Genomic DNA, 16,396 nt, shown 5'->3' with positions numbered 1-16,396 from the left:
TTCTAGTGACCTCGTTCCTTACTTCGCAGCCAGCTCGGCGGCGCGCTCGGCGGCGCCGTCCATGGTGTCCACCTGCTGCACCAGCGGGTGGTTGGCGTCGGTGAGGATCTTGCGACCCAGCTCCGCGTTGTTGCCGTCGAGACGCACGACCAGCGGCTTCTCGACCTTCTCGCCCTTGGACTCGAGCAGCGCCAGAGCCTGGACGATGCCGTTGGCGACCGCGTCACACGCGGTGATGCCACCGAAGACGTTGACGAAGACGGACTTGACGTCCGGGTCGCCCAGGATGATCTCAAGACCATTGGCCATGACCTCGGCGGAGGCGCCGCCACCGATGTCGAGGAAGTTGGCGGGCTTGACGCCACCGTGGTTCTCACCGGCGTAGGCGACGACGTCGAGGGTGCTCATGACGAGACCCGCGCCGTTGCCGATGATGCCGACCTGGCCCTCGAGCTTGACGTAGTTCAGGCCCTTGGCCTTCGCGGCCGCCTCGAGCGGGTCGGCGGCGGCCTTGTCCTCGAGCTCCTCGTGCGAGGGCTGACGGAACTCGGCGTTGGCGTCCAGGGAGACCTTGCCGTCGAGCGCGATGACGCGGCCGTCGGCGACCTTGGCGAGCGGGTTGACCTCGACGAGGAGCGCGTCCTCGGCGACGAAGGTCTTCCACAGGGTCACCATGACCTCGGCGACCTGCTCGGCGACCTCGGCCGGGAACTTCGCCTGGGCGACGATCTCGCGGGCCTTCTCGATGGTGACGCCGTCATTGGCGTCGACCGGCACCTTGGCGAGCTTCTCGGGGGTCGTCGCGGCGACCTCCTCGATGTCCATGCCACCGGCGACGGACGCCATGGCGAGGAAGGTGCGGTTGGTGCGGTCGAGGAGGTACGAGACGTAGTACTCCTCGGCGATCTCCGGAGCGGTCTCGGCGATCATGACCTTGTGGACCGTGTGGCCCTTGATGTCCATGCCGAGGATGTCCGTCGCGCGGGCGACGGCCTCGTCCGGGGTGGCGGCCAGCTTCACACCGCCGGCCTTGCCGCGGCCACCGACCTTCACCTGAGCCTTGACGACCGAACGGCCGCCCAGACGCTCAGTGGCCTCGCGCGCCGCCTCAGGCGTGTCGATGACTTCACCGGCCAGCACCGGTACACCGTGCTTGGCGAAGAGGTCCCTCGCCTGGTACTCGAACAGGTCCACGCGCGTCCGTCCCTTTTCCATGGATATCGCGGTTCGTTGTCTGCGCGGGCGTGCCGCGGGGCGGCGTGAGGGCGCGATCTCCGCAAAGGTCCGGGGGTTTGCGCCCCGGGATAGCACGGGCGAGGGCGGCACACGTTCACCGTTGACGCGGCATGTCCGTCTCGCAGGTTATCCCCGAGGGAGGGAGGTCCCTAAATCGCAGATCACACTCCGGCCGTGATTACGCTCACAGATCGCGACGACGCCCGCACGCGTTCGGCCGCGTTCGGCGTAGCCGGGCCCCTTCGGGCGGCTCGGACGGCCGGGTCGGACGGACGGCTCAGACGGCCGGGTCGGGTATCGGCAGCGGGCGCTTCTCCAGGGCGGCGGCCATCACCTCCGGGAAGAGGTCCGGCGTACAGGCGAAGGCGGGCGCGCCGAGCGCGGCCAGGGCCGCCGCGTGGTCGCGGTCGTAGGCGGGGGCGCCCTCGTCGGACAGGGCCAGCAGGGTGACGAACCGGACGCCGGACGCCCGCATCGCGGCGACCCTCTTGAGCATCTCGTCGCGGATGCCGCCCTCGTAGAGATCACTGATGAGGACGACGACCGTCTCGGCCGGGCGGGTGATCCGTGACTGACAGTAGGCGAGCGCGCGGTTGATGTCCGTGCCGCCGCCGAGCTGGGTGCCGAAGAGGACGTCCACCGGGTCGGCCAGCTGGTCGGTGAGGTCGACGACGGCCGTGTCGAAGACGACGAGGCGGGTGTCGAGGGCGCGCATGGAGGCGAGGACCGCGCCGAAGACGGACGCGTAGACGACGGAGGCGGCCATCGACCCCGACTGGTCGATGCAGAGGATCACCTCCTTCCGCACCGCCTGCGCGGCCCGGCCGTGGCCGATCAGGCGCTCGGGGACGACCGTGCGGTGGGCGGGCAGATAGTTCTTGAGGTTGGCCCGGATGGTGCGGTCCCAGTCGATGTCGCGGTGGCGGGGGCGGGCGGTCCGCGCGGAGCGGTCGAGGGCGCCGGTGAGCGTGGCGCGGGTCCTGCCGGAGAGGCGGGACTCCAGGTCCGCGACGACCTTGCGGACGACGGCCCGCGCGGTCTCCTTGGTGGCCTCGGGCATCGCCTTGTTGAGGGAGAGCAGGGTGCCGACGAGATGGACGTCGGCCTCGACGGCCTCCAGCATCTCCGGCTCGAGCAGCAGGGCGGACAGCCCGAGGCGGTCGACGGCGTCCCGCTGCATCACCTGAACGACGGACGCCGGAAAGTACGTCCGGATGTCCCCCAGCCAGCGGGCGACCCGTGGCGCGGACCCGCCGAGCCCGCCCCGGCGCGGGCCGCCGGCCTCGCCGCCGGCGCCGCCCCCGCCTCCGCCTCCGTAGAGCGCTTCCAGGGTCCGGTCCATGGCGGCGTCGGTGGCGGCGAGGGCCCCGCCGGTGTCCGCGCCGAGCACGAGCCGCCAGCGGCGCAGCCGCTCCGCGTCCGCGGTGGTTTCGATGGTCATACGGGTTCTCCTCCTGTCGTTACCGTCTCCGGGCCCGTTCCCAGCAGCAGCCGCATCGTCGGCAGGACGGCCGCGGCGCGTCGCGGGTCCAGGGCCGGGCCGAAGCCGGCGGGTGCGCCGTGGGGCGACGGGTCCGGGCCGGGGCCTGCGGTGCCGTGCCGTCGTATGCGGTCGCCGAGCGTCCGCCGTACGCCTGGTTCGAACGCCGAGAAGGTGCGGCGCAACAGCGGCAGTACGCCGGTGAAGGCGTCCGGCGGGACGGCGGTGAGCCAGCCGTCGACGAGGGCGAGGAGGCGCTCGTCGTGGACGAGCAGCATGCCGCCGGAGCCGCCGGTGCCGAGGAAGCCCTCGATCCAGGCGGCGGCCTCGGCGGGCGGCGTGCCGGCAGAGAGGACGAGGCCCATCAGCCGGGCCGCCCGCTCGTGCGGCAGGCGTCCGTCGTCGAGCAGCAGCCGCGTGGCCCGGCCGCGTATCCCGCCCGGAAGGGCGTCCCGCTCGGCGAGCACCTTCAGGACGGCGGCCCAGCGGTCCCGGAGGCCGGGGGTGGTCGCCGGGCTGGTGACGGCCTCCGGCTCGTCGGCGGTCCCGGCCAGCAGGGCGACGGCCTGGTGCACGGCGTCCACATGACCGCGCATCTCCGCCGCCGCGTCCGTGTCGAGGCCCGCGCAGGCGGCGGGCAGGCCGACGAAGACGCGCTCGGCGAGCCCTGCGGCCACTTCGGCGAGGGCGGCCGTGTCCGTGCGGCGTACGTCGCCGTAGCGCACGGAGCGGACGAGGGCGGGCAGGGCCTGGGCGAGGTGGCCGGCGTCCGGGTCGAGGGCGGCTCGGCCGGCGAGGGCGCGCATGACGACGGGGAGGGCGTCGGGCAGGCCCGCGAGCAGACACCGTTCGGCCAGGCCGGTGATCCCGGCGAGGGTGGTGGCCTCGCGCGCCAGGGACTCCGCCTTGGCGGTCGCCGCGCTCTCCACCGTCGTGCCCCACACGCCGGCTTCGGCGATCCGTACGGACAGTTCGGGCTCCCAGCACAGCCGCCAGCTCTCCCGGAAGGTGCCGAGACCGCCGCGCGAGGGCAGGGGCTCGCCCCAGTCGACGCCGAGCAGCCGCAGCCGGTGCAGGAGGCGGCTGCGTGCCGCGTCCGTGTCCTTGCGCAGGTCGAACTCGCAGTCGCGCGCGGCCGCTTCGGGTTTGAGCCGCAGCGTGCGCCGCTGCCGGTCGAGGTCGCGCTGGAGGGGCGAGGCGGGCGCGGCGTCGGGGACCTCGCCCAGCACGTCGCCGACGACCAGCCGGTCCCGGACGAGGGCGAGCGGCACGTCGGAGCCGTCGCACATCACGGCGCGGATCGCGTCGACGGTCTCGGCGAGCCCGGCGAGCGGGCGTCCGCGCATCGCGGCGAGGGTCTCGGCGAGCCGCACGGCCTCGATCACGTGCGCGGAGGAGACGGGGTGGCCTTCGGCGCGCAGCAGGCGGGCGACGTCGGTCATCCAGCGCTCGACCGGCCGGTCGGGGGACCGGAAGAGATGCCCGTACCAGCCGGGTGAGGCGATGCCGGCGCCGTAGCCGCTGTGGCGGGAGAGGCGCCGGTGGGTCCAGGGCACCCAGCCGATCTCGACCTTGGCCTTGGGGAGGCCCTTGAGCGCCTGCCGGTCGACGGCCACGGTCCGCCGCTCGGCGAGGGCGGGCACGTGCCAGGCGCCGCACACGACCGCGACGACACCCCCGAACTCCCGCCGCGCCTCGCGAAGCTTGAGCCGCATGTGGGCTTCCCGGATGGCGTCGGTGTCCCCCTCCTGGCCGAGGGCGGCCCGGAGTTCCCCCATGGCCTCGGCGACGACCTCGAACGGCGCGAGCGCGTCACCCTCCCCGCGCCGGTGCTCGACGACGTCCTCCCACCACACCTCGGGATCGTCATACCCGGCGGCCCCGGCGAGCACGGCGAGCGGATCGGTACGCGGATGCGCCATCCCGGCGGGGCCGAGGGCCCCCTCGGGCTCGGCGCCGGGGCCGGTTTCGGCCCCCGGGCCAGGGGCGATCCTCTCGCCGGAGTCGACTTCCGCCCCGGGATCGCTCCCCGAGCCGCGCCCGGATCCCGTTTTCGCACCAGGCTCGGCCCCCACGCCGAGGCCGGTCCTCCGGCCGGGGACGACTCCCGCGCCCGTACGGCCCTCCGGACCACACCCGGGTTCGGCGCCCCCGTCAGGGGTGCCCCCCACACCGGGGCCGGTCCCCAGACCGGCCACGACTCCCCCACCGGGGACCCTCTCCGTGCCCCTACCGCCCTCCGGGCCGCGCCCGGGTTCGGCGCCCACGCCGGGCTCGGTCTCCGCGCCGGGCCTGACCCCCGCACCGGGAGCCACCCCCGCACGGCGGCCGCCCTCCGGGCCGGGCCCGGAATCACCACCCGCGCCCAGCGCGAGCGTATGCGCCGCCGGCAAGTCGATGAACCGCACCGGCACCCCGTGCGCGAGCGCCCAGCGCAGGGCGACCCACTCCGGGGAGAATTCGGCGAAAGGCCAGAACGCGGCGCGGCCCGGCTCCCCGGCGACGTGGGCGAGGAGGGCCACGGGTGGGCGCATGTCCTGGTCGGCGGCGAGGGGGATGAGGGCGTCCGCCTCGGGTGGGCCCTCGATCAGGACGGCGGTGGGGCGGCAGCGGTCGAGGGCTGCGCGTACGGCACGGGCGGAGCCCGGGCCGTGGTGGCGCACGCCGAGCAGCACCGGCGCCGGGGCGGCGGCGGTCCCGTTCACGCGGCCACCTCGCGGCAGGCGCGGTAGAAGTCCTTCCAGCCGTCCCGTTCGCGGACGACGGTCTCCAGGTACTCCTGCCAGATCACCCGGTCGGCGGCGGGATCGCGGACGACCGCGCCGAGGATGCCGGCGGCCACGTCCCCGGCGCGCAGCACGCCGTCGCCGAAGTGGGCGGCGAGCGCGAGGCCGCCCGTGACGACGGAGATCGCCTCGGCCGTCGAGAGCGTCCCCGAGGGCGACTTGAGTCTGGTGCGGCCGTCGGCGGTGACGCCGTCGCGCAGCTCGCGGAAGACGGTGACGACGCGGCGGATCTCGTCGATGCCGTCGGGCGTGGCGGGCAGGTCCAGGGAGCGGCCGATCTGGTCGACGCGGCGGGCGACGATGCCGACCTCGTCCTCGGCGGTGGCGGGCAGCGGCAGGACGACCGTGTTGAACCGGCGGCGCAGCGCGCTGGAGAGCTCGTTGACCCCGCGATCGCGGTCGTTGGCCGTGGCGATGAGGTTGAACCCGCGCACGGCCTGGACCTCCTGGCCCAGTTCGGGGACGGGCAGGGTCTTCTCGGACAGGACGGTGATGAGGGTGTCCTGGACGTCGGCGGGGATGCGGGTGAGCTCCTCGACGCGCGCGGTCATGCCCTCGGCCATGGCCCGCATGACGGGGCTGGGCACGAGCGCGTCGCGGCTGGGGCCTTCGGCGAGCAGCCGGGCGTAGTTCCACCCGTAGCGGATGGCTTCCTCCGGGGTGCCGGCGGTGCCCTGGACGAGCAGGGTGGAGTCGCCGCTGACGGCGGCGACGAGGTGCTCCGACACCCAGGTCTTGGCGGTGCCGGGCACGCCGAGCAGCAGCAGGGCCCGGTCGGTGGCGAGCGTGGTGACGGCGACCTCGACGATCCTGCGCGGGCCCACGTACTTGGGTGTGATCACGGTGCCGTCGGGCAGCGTGCCGCCGAGCAGGTACATGGCGACGGCCCACGGCGAGAGCCGCCAACGCTCGGGCCTGGGGCGGTCGTCGGCCGCCGCGAGGGCCTTCAGCTCGTGGGCGAAAGCGTCCTCGGCGTGCGGGCGCAGGGCGTCGGTCTGGATTCCGGGCACGGTCACAAGTCCCCCTCGTCGTGCGGTTCCGGGTGGCGTGAACCACCCTGCACCACCCCACTGACAATCGCCCTGACCTGCGGTTTCGTTGGCGCCGAGGGCGATTGTCAGTGGGGTCCCCTACCGTCGGCGACATGAATCCGCAGGGGGAACGCTGGACGGCGGAACGCGTGCTGGAACTGGCACCTGACGCCGCGTCACGCACGGCGGGCGCGAAGCTCGCGACGCCCGGCCCGTGGTCGGGCGCGGGGGCGCGCACGGGCGCGGTATGGGGGGAGTGCGCGGGCAGCGGCGGCAAGCCGTACCGGACGGTCGTGGATCTGGCGGGGCCGGGTTTCCACTGCTCCTGCCCGAGCCGCAAGTTCCCGTGCAAGCACGCGCTGGGGCTGCTGTTGTCGTGGTCGGAGGGCCCGGGGGTCGTCCCGGAGGGGGCGCCGCCGGACTGGGCGGCCCAGTGGCTGGGCAAGCGGCGGGAGCGGGAGGCCACCGGATCCGGGGCGGCCGCTTCCGGCCCGGCCCGGGGCCCGGCCGACCCGGAGGCCGCGCGCCGCCGGGCGGAGCGCCGCGCGCGGCGGATCGCGGCGGGCGCCTCGGAGCTGGAGCGGCGCCTCACTGATCTGCTGCGGAGCGGTCTGGCGTCGGCCGACGCCGCCTCGTACGGGCGGTGGGAGGAGACGGCGGCCCGCATGGTCGACGCCCAGGCGCCGGGGCTGGCCGCGCGGGTGCGGGAGTTGGCGTCCGTGGCGGCCTCCGGCTCGCCGGCCCGGCGGACCGCCCGGCTCCTGGAGGAGTGCGCGCTCCTCCACACCCTCAACCAGGGGTTCCTCCGGCTGGCGGAGCTGCCGGAGCCCCTGGCGGCGACGGTACGGGCACGTGTGGGCGTCACACCGGACGCGGCGTCACTGCTGGCCTCCGGCCCGCTCGTGCGCGACCGCTGGCTCGTCCTGGCCCAGCGCGACGCCGACGACGGCCGGCTGGTCACACGCCGCGTCTGGCTGCGCGGCCGGGAGACGGGCCGGATGGCCCTGCTCCTCTCCTACGGCGCGGCGGGCCGCGCGCCCGAGCTGTCGCTCCCCGTCGGGCTCGCCCTGGACGCGGAGCTCGCCTTCCACCCCTCCGCCCGGCCGCTGCGCGCGGCGCTGGGCGCCCGGCACGCGGCCCCGGCGCCGGTCCCCGGCCCGCCGCCGGGCGGTGACGCGGAGGAGACGCTCCGGGCGTACGGAGAGGCGCTGCGCGACGACCCGTGGCTGGAAGGCTGGCCGGTGGTCCTCTCGGGGGTGGTCCCGGTCCCCGGCCAGGACGGCGGCGATTGGCAACTGGCGGACGCGGACGGCCGGTCGGCCCTCCCGGTGGCGCCCGGCGGGGACGAATCGGCCCTGTGGCGGCTGACGGCGATATCGGGCGGGCGCCCGGTGCGGGTGTTCGGCGAATGCGGGCACCGGGGCTTCACACCACTGCTCGCCTGGGCACCGGAGCCGGTGGCCCTGTGACAGAAGACAGCGCGGAGACGGAAGACAGCGCTGTGACGGAAGACAGCCCCGCGAAGGAAGACAGCGCTGTGACGAAAGGACCTGCCATGAACACCACCTGGGACGATCTCGTCACCACCGCCCTCCTCGGCACGGACCGCCGCCCCGCCTCCCCCGGCGCGCTGCTCGACGAGGCCGCGCTGCGGACCGTGCAGCGCCGGGCCGCACTCCTGCCGGCCGCGCCGCGACCGTTGCCCGAGGCAGCGCCCGAGGACGTCCGGCCGCCCCTGCCGGAGGCCGCCCGGCGGCGGCTGGCGCTGCTGCTCGCCGAGCGGGCGGCGGGCCCCAGCGGCTCGGGGCGCCGCGGCGGCGGCCCGGACCTCACCGAGCTGCTGCCCCAGTGGCTGGCGGCCGCCAACGACCACGGCTACCGCGCCCCGGCGGACCTGCTGCCCGGGCTGCTCGACGCCGCGCGCGCCCGCAGCGACCTGCGGCCCGGGGCGCTGGCCCTGGGCGGCCCCGGAGCCCTGTGGCTGGCGCGGCTCAACCCCCAGTGGAGATACGCGCTGCGCGACGCCCCCGCGTCGAGCGCGGCACCGGCCGCGACGGATACCGGGGAAGGCGCCGAGCAAGTCTGGCAGGAGGGCCTGTTCGCCGAGCGCGTGGCCCTGCTGACGTCGCTGCGGCGCCGCGATCCCGCCGCCGCCCGGGAGCTGCTGGCCACGACCTGGGACCGGGAGCGGGCCGAGGACCGGCTGATGTTCCTGGACTCGCTGCGCGACGGGCTCTCCCCCGCCGACGAGCCGTTCCTGGAGGGGGCCCTGACGGACCGGGGCCGCACCGTCCGGGCCGCGGCCGCCGAGCTGCTGTCGGCGCTCCCCGCGTCCGCGCTCGCGGGCCGGATGGCGGAACGGGCGAGGGCCTGCGTCGCCCTGGACCGCACCGGTGGGCGGCCCACCGTGGTCGTGGAGGCGCCGCACGAGTGCGACGCCGGGATGCGCCGCGACGGCGTCGTGGCCAAACCCCCGGCGGGCCGGGGCGAACGCTCGTGGTGGCTGGGCCAGCTCGTGGAGGCCGCCCCGCTGGGGATCTGGTGCGAGCGCCTCGGCGTGGCGGGCGCCGCCGAGGCCGTCGCCCTGCCGGTGGCGGACGGCTGGCGGCCCGACCTCCACGCGGCCTGGTGCCGGGCCGCCGTCCGGCAGGAGGACGCCGAGTGGTCACGGGCGCTGCTGGGCCCGGCGGCGTCCCCGCCCGAGCCCACGGGCGCCTCGTGGCTGGACCCGGCGAAGCTGCTGTCCGCGCTGCCGCCCGCCGAGCGGGCCGGGTGGGTGGCGGAGTTCATCGCCGCGCACGGCCTGTCGGAGGCGTTCCGGCTGCTCGGCGTGTGCGCGGTGCCCTGGGCGGAGCCCCTGGGCCGGGCGGTGGTGGACGCGCTGGACACCGCGCGGGAGGCGGGCGGCTACCCCTGGAGCTTCAGCGGGGTGATGGGCATGGCCGAACGCTGTCTGGACCCGGACCAGGCCGACCTGCTGGAGGCGCTCACCGTCCTCCCGGCCGGGCCGGGGGACGACGGCGCCGGCCATGGCGCGGCGGGCTACTGGGCGGAGGCGTACCAGCGCCTCATCGGCACGCTGCGCCTCCGCGCCACCATGCGGAGGGAGCTCGCGGACGGAAGCGGACCAAACGCGAAAGAGGGCCTCGGACAGCGCGAAAGGGGGCCTCAGACGGCCTGACGCCGGACGTTGGCGTTGACCCACTCCACGATCGAGGTCGTCGTCGCCCCCGGGGTGAAGATCTCCGCGACGCCCAGCTCCTTCAGCGGGGCGATGTCGGCCTCGGGGATGATGCCGCCGCCGAAGACCTGGATGTCCTCCGCGTCCCGCTCCTTCAGCAGCTCCATCACCTTGGCGAAGAGGGTGTTGTGCGCGCCGGAGAGGATGGAGAGGCCGATCGCGTCCGCGTCCTCCTGGATCGCCGTGTCGACGATCTGCTCGGGCGTCTGATGGAGCCCCGTGTAGATGACCTCCATGCCGGCGTCGCGCAGCGCCCGCGCGATGACCTTGGCGCCGCGGTCGTGGCCGTCGAGCCCCGGCTTGGCCACCACCACGCGGATCGGACCGGTCACTCCCATCACTGCCTCCCTGTACGTGCGTGTACGTGCCGTCGGCCGGCCGCGAGGTCTCTCCGCGCCCGAGGGCCCGGAGACGTGAACGAACGTCACGTCCAGCATCCCGCACCCGGCCGTTTCACGGTGGAGGCCGAGGGGGAAATCACACGTGGGACACCACGTTCGCTACGCACCGTTCCCGTAACCCCCGTCTCACGGGCCACACCGCCCGCTTCGACCACGAGACGCGCCGGGCCACGAGACGCCGGACCACGGGACGGCCGCGAGGGGAGCCGCGACGAGGCGGCCGCCCCTCTGTGCCGACAGCCGCACGGCACAGAAGGGTGGCCCGCCACGCGCACAGCTGCCCATGAGGGCACACGGGGGAGAGGGTCGCTCGCTGTGTGCTGTTCGGGAGGTCGGTCGGCCATGGGGGCCTTGCCCTTTCTCTGTACCCTCTTACGCTCCTTCGCCGCGGTGCGCCCGCGCCCGTCGGCCGCGCTCGTCCGGTCCACGCTGCTGGAACTGGCGATCCTCACCGCGCACGTGCTGCTCTACCCCACCGGATTCGTCCAGGAGCGCCGCCCGCCGCCCCTCCTCCCCCCGGCCGCAGGCCCCTCCCCCGCCGCTCCGGCGGAGCGGCCCGAACCACCCGACGCGCCCGGCGCGCCCACCGGCCCGGTGGCGGCGCGCCCGCCCGTCCTGCTCCTCCACGGCTTCATCGACAACCGCTCGGTGTTCGTGCTGCTGCGCCGCTCGCTGCGCCGGCACGGCTGGGACGAGGTGCTGTCCCTCAACTACTCGCTGCTGACGTGCGACATCCGCAAGGCGGCGGCGATGCTCGGCCGGCACGTGGAAGAGGTCTGCCTCAGCACGGGCCGGGACCACGTCGACATGGTGGGGCACAGCCTGGGCGGGCTGATCGCGCGCTACTACATCCAGCGGCTGGGCGGCGACGCCCGCGTCCGTACGCTCGTCACTCTCGGCACCCCGCACGGCGGCACCCGGGTGGCCCCCCTCATGACGGCCCATCCTTTGGTGCGGCAGATGCGGCCGGATTCGGACGTCATCACCGAACTGGCCGGGCCCGTTCCCCATTGCACAACGCAATTCATCGGTTTCTGGAGCGACCTGGATCAGATCATGGTTCCCGTCGAAACCGCCCGTATCGATCACCCCGACCTCCACGCGCGCAACGTGCGGGTGTGCGGCGTGGGGCATCTCGCCCTCCCCGTGCACGGGGAGGTGGCCGCGGGGATCAGGCAGGCGCTGACCACGGAAGAGCCGTCGGCGGGCGCGGCGGGGGCCGCCTCGGTCGCCTGAGTTCCACAAAAACTTCGAACGCATATCGAACGTCAAGTCGACTCATCATGGCTCAGTCCACCAAAAGGCGGCTAAATGCCCAGCGCTTCGGTGACCGAAACGTGGGGAAGATTGTCGTCGTCGCATACCGCCGGGTACAGTCGCCGCTAATTCTCCTGCTGCCAAGGCGAAATGGATGTGGTGGTGAACGACCGTCACCCGTCGGCGGGCCCGGCTCAGTCCGTTCCCGCTCCCGATGCCCTCTACGGGCACGGGTCGTACGCGGCGTACGAGCAGCCTTACGCCCAGCAGGGTTACGCCGAATACGGCGACCACGCCTCCGGCCACTGGGACACGAGCACCACCAACCAGTGGGGCACCAGCGGCCACACGCAGACCTGGGACTTCAGCGGCTACGACCTCGGCCACGACGGCACGGGCCAGACGGGCCAGTACGCCGCGCAGCAGTGGGACACCTCCGGTGGATCCGGCCAGTGGGACCTCACCGGCACGGCCGCCGCGGCCGCCCACCCCTCGCCGCATCCGACCGGGCAGTGGGACACGGGCGCCTGGAGCGCCGCCGGTTCCGCGGCGGGGTCCTATGACACGGGCCAGCACCACTCCGGCCAGTGGGACCAGTGGGACACCACCGGGCAGAACACCACTGGGCAGAATCAATACTTCACCCAGCCGGCCCAGTCCCCCGCCCAGTCCTGGGACACCTCCGGGCAGTGGGATTCCGGGCAGTGGGATTCCGGCCAGTGGGATCTGAGCGCCCAGGCGACTCAGACCTGGGACACGAGCGTGCACGCGACCCCCGAGGCGGGGCACACCCCCACCGTCATGGTCGACGTCTCCGGCATCCCCGGCCTCTCCGAGGCCGCCGGTGTCGGTGGTGGCGTCGGTGTCGGTGGCGGTGGCGTCGCCGACGCCGAGACCCGCGCGATGGTGATCCCGCCGCCCGAGGAGACCGAGGGCATCGGCAACGCCGGCGGCACCGGGGACGACGCCCCCGCGCCCGTACCGTCCCGGGCCCGGAGCCGGTCCGAGGTCCCGCAGCAGTCCCGGGGCAGTCGCCGCAAGGGCGCCCCCGCCCGCGCCGGTTACCGCCCCCGCCGCAAGGCGCTGCTCACCGTCGCCGTCCCCTCGGTCGCCGTCATGGGGGTGGCCGGGATCGCGGCCGCGTCCGTCATGACCGGCGGCGGGCAGAAGGACACCCAGCAGACCACCGCGGCCTCCGCCCCGGACAACTCCGTCAAGCTCTCCGCCGCCAACAGCAAGCTGGACACCCAGCTCGCCGGCCTCAGCCAGGGCGCCGACGACTTCGCCTCCCGCGCCAGCCGCACCCAGGAGCGGATCGACCTCAAGGTGCGCCAGGAGGAGGACCGCAAACGCCAGGCCGAGGAGGCCGCCCGCAAGGAGCGCGAACGCCCCAAGTTCGCCCTGCCCGTCTCCCAGCACGGGCTCAGCGCCTACTACGGCCAGGCGGGCGTCAACTGGATGTCGGTGCACACCGGCATCGACTTCCCCGTCGGCTACGGCACGCCCGTCATGGCCGCGACCGACGGCACGGTCAGCACCCAGTACAACGTGGCCTACGGCAACATGGCCAAGGTGACGTCGTCGGACGGCACCGAGACCTGGTACTGCCACCTCAGCAGCTACAAGCTCCGCTCGGGACCGGTCAAGGCCGGGGACGTCATCGCCTACTCCGGCAACTCCGGCAACTCCACGGGCCCGCACCTCCACTTCGAGGTGCACCCCGGCGGCTCGGCCATAGACCCCCTCCCCTGGCTCCGCAGCCACGACCTGGACCCGACGTAACCGGAGAGCCCCTTCAGGGGCGCGGGGAACTGCGCGCTCAGCCACAACCGGCGCGCAGCCGCCCGTAACGCTAAAGCTTCTCCACCGGCGCGTACCGCAAAAGCAACCGCTTCGGCTTCTCCCCACCGAAGTCGATCGACGCCTCCGCGTTGTCACCGCTGCCCTTGACCGCCACGACCGTGCCCAGCCCGAACGAGTCGTGCGTGACCCGGTCACCGATGGCCAGCGCCACGACGTCGCGCTCCTTGGCCCGCCGCGTCGCGAACCCGCTCGACGCCCCCTTGCCGCCGCGCGCCGAGCCGAAGCCGGACGAGATGCCGGAACCCGTCCGGGAGCCGGAAGAACCCGCGCCCAGCGAGGACGCCGACGGCGTCGCGGGCCCGGTGCGGCGCCACGTCAGATGCTGCTCCGGGATCTCCTCCAGGAACCGCGACGGCGGGTTGTACGCGGGCTGGCCCCAGGCGCTGCGCATGCTCGCCCGGGTCAGGTACAGCCGCTCGCGGGCGCGCGTGATGCCCACGTAGGCGAGCCGCCGCTCCTCCTCCAGCTCCTTGACCTGGCCGAGGGCCCGCAGGTGCGGGAAGACGCCGTCCTCCATGCCGGTGAGGAAGACGACCGGGAACTCCAGGCCCTTCGCGGTGTGCAGGGTCATCAGCGTGATGACGCCGGTGCCCTCCGTGTCCTCGTCGGGGATCTGGTCGGAGTCGGCGACGAGCGCGACCTTCTCCAGGAACTCGGCGAGCGTGCCCGGCTCGTCCTCCGTGCGCTCCTGCTCGAACTCCAGGGCGACGGCGGCGAGCTCCTGGAGGTTCTCCACGCGGGTCTCGTCCTGGGGGTCCGTGGACGCCTGGAGCTCGGCGAGGTAGCCCGTGCGCTCCAGGACCGCCTCCAGGACGGTCGCGGGGCCCGCCCCGGACTCGACGACCGTGCGGAGCTCCTCCAGCAGGACGTTGAAGCGCTTGACCGCGTTCGCCGAGCGGGCGGCCATGCCGTACGCCTCGTCGACGCGCCGCAGCGCCTGCGCGAAGCTGATCTTCTCGCGGAGCGCCAGCGCCTCGATCATGGCCTCGGCGCGCTCGCCGATGCCGCGCTTGGGCACGTTGAGGATGCGCCGCAGCGGCACGGTGTCCTCGGGGTTGGCCAGCACCCGCAGGTACGCCAGGACGTCACGGACCTCCTTGCGCTCGTAGAAGCGCACGCCGCCGACGACCTTGTAGGGCAGGCCGACGCGGATGAAGATCTCTTCGAAGACACGGGACTGGGCGTTGGTGCGGTAGAAGACGGCGACGTCGCCCGCCTTCGCGTCGCCCGCGTCCGTCAGCCGGTCGATCTCGTCGGCGACGAACTGCGCCTCGTCGTGCTCGGTGTCGGCGACGTAGCCGGTGATGGTGCTGCCCGCGCCGGCCTGCGTCCACAGGTTCTTGGGGCGGCGGTTCTGGTTGCGCTCGATGACCGCGTTGGCCGCGCTGAGGATCGTCTGCGTGGAGCGGTAGTTCTGCTCCAGCAGGATCGTGGTGGCGTCCGGGTAGTCCTCCTCGAACTGGAGGATGTTGCGGATGGTGGCACCGCGGAAGGCGTAGATCGACTGGTCGGCGTCACCGACGACGCACAGCTCGCCGACGCCCTCCTCGCCCGCCGTCTCGGGCGTGCCCACCAGCTCGCGCACCAGCGTGTACTGGGCGTGGTTGGTGTCCTGGTACTCGTCGACCAGGACGTGCCGGAAGCGGCGGCGGTAGTGCTCGGCCACGTCCGGGAACGCCTGGAGCAGGTGGACCGTGGTCATGATGATGTCGTCGAAGTCCAGCGCGTTGGCCTCGCGCAGCCGCGCCTGGTACATCGTGTACGCCTCGGCGAGCGTCTTCTCGAAGCCGTCCGCGGCCTTCGCCGCGAAGGCCTCCTCGTCGATGAGCTCGTTCTTGAGGTTGGAGATCTTCGCGCTGAAGGACTTCGGCGGGAACTTCTTCGGGTCGAGGTCGAGATCCCGGCAGACGAGCGCCATGAGGCGCTTGGAGTCGGCCGCGTCGTAGATCGAGAAGGAGGACGTGAAGCCCAGCTTCTTGCTCTCGCGGCGCAGGATCCGCACGCACGCGCTGTGGAAGGTCATCACCCACATGGCGTTGGCGCGGGGGCCGACGAGCTGCTCGACGCGCTCCTTCATCTCGCCGGCGGCCTTGTTGGTGAAGGTGATCGCGAGGATCTGCCCCGGGTGCACATGGCGGGCGCCCAGGAGGTGCGCGATGCGGTGGGTGAGCACCCGGGTCTTGCCCGAGCCGGCTCCCGCGACGATCAGCAGCGGGGAGCCCGTGTGCACGACGGCCTCGCGCTGCTGGTCGTTCATGCCCTCCAGCAGCGCGGCGGGGTCCACGACGGGGCGGGCGGCGCCGTCGCGGTAGAACGCCTCCCTGGGTACGGGCGCGTCGAAGGCACCGCCGAAGAGGTCGTCCGGCAGGGGCTCGGGAACCGTGTCCTCCGGGGGCGGAGGGGGCTCCTCCTCGGCAGGGGCCAGGTCCGCCAGGAAGCTGTCGTCAAAGAGGCTGCTCATCGCCTCCCGAGTCTAGGCCGCCCCACCGACAGCCGAGCCGGGATCCGGCCGACAGTGGCCGGGCCCACAGCTCCGGGCCCGAGCCGGGAGGGGCCGGAGGGCACGGCTCAGGCCCACAGCACCGCGCGGCTCAGACCCACAGCACCGCGATGAAGACGTTGGTCGCCGTCAACGCGCCCACCGTGCCGAACATGGGCGCCGGAACGTTCTCCTCGTCCCGCTTCACATAGACCAGGCCCAGGATCACGACGAGCAGGGCGAGCTTCACGCCGATCTTCACGGTGTTGATCGTGTCGCCCTGGCTCTGGTGGATACCGACCAGCGCGACACCCGTGACCAGCATCGTCAGCGCGCCGTGCAGCATCGCCGGCACCATGCGGGCCTCGCCCTTGCCCATGGCCTTCATCTGGGTCAGGAACCCGCCGAGCAGGGAGGCGATGCCGATGATGTGGAGGCCGACGACGGCGTGAATGAGAACGTCCATGGGCACCGACCCTAACCGGGGCCATAGCACCACTCCGCGCCCAGGTGGGGCAGGGACACCACCTCGGTCACTCCACGGCACCGTCCTTCCGAGTCGGCAGGAGCGGCCCGCCAGGTGCGATCACCAAACAGCCGATTCAGGGCAATACCGGTCATG

General features: G+C 73.6%; 11 protein-coding genes. 4 read left to right on the top strand and 7 right to left on the bottom strand.

The genetic code is table 11. The features are described from left to right. Window positions 1-18 precede the first annotated feature (18 nt). The 4 genes from sucC to ACX9I7_RS07125 all read right to left on the bottom strand — a co-directional run bounded on the left by sucC (window position 19) and on the right by ACX9I7_RS07125 (window position 6,518). Window positions 19-1,194 carry an ADP-forming succinate--CoA ligase subunit beta gene (gene sucC, locus ACX9I7_RS07140; protein WP_387575246.1) on the bottom strand — a complete coding sequence of 392 codons (1,176 nt, stop codon included), beginning with the start codon at window positions 1,192-1,194 and terminating at the stop codon, window positions 19-21. Between the two features lie 319 nt (window positions 1,195-1,513). Next, entirely contained in the window at window positions 1,514-2,677 is a 1,164-nt protein-coding gene (locus ACX9I7_RS07135) for a VWA domain-containing protein (RefSeq protein ID WP_459386817.1), read from the bottom strand. After that, on the bottom strand, window positions 2,674-5,391 hold the full coding sequence (locus ACX9I7_RS07130) for a DUF5682 family protein (protein ID WP_459386874.1): 2,718 nt from the start codon (window positions 5,389-5,391) through the stop codon (window positions 2,674-2,676). Before ACX9I7_RS07130 ends, ACX9I7_RS07135 begins: the two co-directional genes overlap by 4 nt. A gap of 26 nt (window positions 5,392-5,417) precedes the next feature. After that, entirely contained in the window at window positions 5,418-6,518 is a 1,101-nt protein-coding gene (locus ACX9I7_RS07125) for an ATP-binding protein (RefSeq protein ID WP_459386816.1), read from the bottom strand. A 128-nt stretch (window positions 6,519-6,646) separates the two neighbouring features. Between ACX9I7_RS07125 and ACX9I7_RS07120 the strand changes: the two genes are divergently transcribed. After that, window positions 6,647-8,002, top strand: coding sequence for an SWIM zinc finger family protein (locus ACX9I7_RS07120; RefSeq protein ID WP_459386815.1), 1,356 nt, complete (start codon window positions 6,647-6,649; stop codon window positions 8,000-8,002). An 86-nt stretch (window positions 8,003-8,088) separates the two neighbouring features. Beyond that, the gene (locus ACX9I7_RS07115; RefSeq protein WP_459386814.1) at window positions 8,089-9,714 is read left to right on the top strand and encodes a DUF5691 domain-containing protein; all 1,626 of its coding nucleotides are present in this window, start codon (window positions 8,089-8,091) and stop codon (window positions 9,712-9,714) included. Here ACX9I7_RS07115 and ACX9I7_RS07110 read toward each other — a convergent pair. Next, the gene (locus ACX9I7_RS07110) at window positions 9,702-10,112 is read right to left on the bottom strand and encodes a cobalamin B12-binding domain-containing protein (RefSeq protein ID WP_126915607.1); all 411 of its coding nucleotides are present in this window, start codon (window positions 10,110-10,112) and stop codon (window positions 9,702-9,704) included. The genes ACX9I7_RS07115 and ACX9I7_RS07110 overlap by 13 nt on opposite strands. Before the next feature lie 405 nt (window positions 10,113-10,517). Here ACX9I7_RS07110 and ACX9I7_RS07105 point away from each other — a divergent pair, with 405 nt between their 5' ends. Beyond that, window positions 10,518-11,411: an esterase/lipase family protein gene (locus tag ACX9I7_RS07105; RefSeq protein WP_459386813.1), complete on the top strand. Its 894-nt coding sequence runs from the start codon at window positions 10,518-10,520 to the stop codon at window positions 11,409-11,411. 183 nt (window positions 11,412-11,594) lie between these two features. Next, a complete protein-coding gene (locus ACX9I7_RS07100) occupies window positions 11,595-13,214 on the top strand; it encodes a M23 family metallopeptidase (RefSeq protein WP_459386812.1) in 1,620 nt (539 codons plus the stop codon). 70 nt (window positions 13,215-13,284) lie between these two features. Here ACX9I7_RS07100 and pcrA read toward each other — a convergent pair whose 3' ends face one another. Both pcrA and ACX9I7_RS07090 read right to left on the bottom strand, forming a co-directional pair. Beyond that, window positions 13,285-15,756 carry a DNA helicase PcrA gene (gene pcrA, locus ACX9I7_RS07095; protein WP_459386811.1) on the bottom strand — a complete coding sequence of 824 codons (2,472 nt, stop codon included), beginning with the start codon at window positions 15,754-15,756 and terminating at the stop codon, window positions 13,285-13,287. A 130-nt stretch (window positions 15,757-15,886) separates the two neighbouring features. After that, a complete protein-coding gene (locus tag ACX9I7_RS07090; RefSeq protein WP_126915603.1) occupies window positions 15,887-16,240 on the bottom strand; it encodes a hypothetical protein in 354 nt (117 codons plus the stop codon). Between the last annotated feature and the right edge of the window lie 156 nt (window positions 16,241-16,396).

Source organism: Streptomyces sp. L500 (assembly GCF_054551825.1).
The sequence above is the reverse complement of the archived record's forward strand: the minus strand, read 5'-3'. Positions and strand labels throughout refer to the sequence as shown.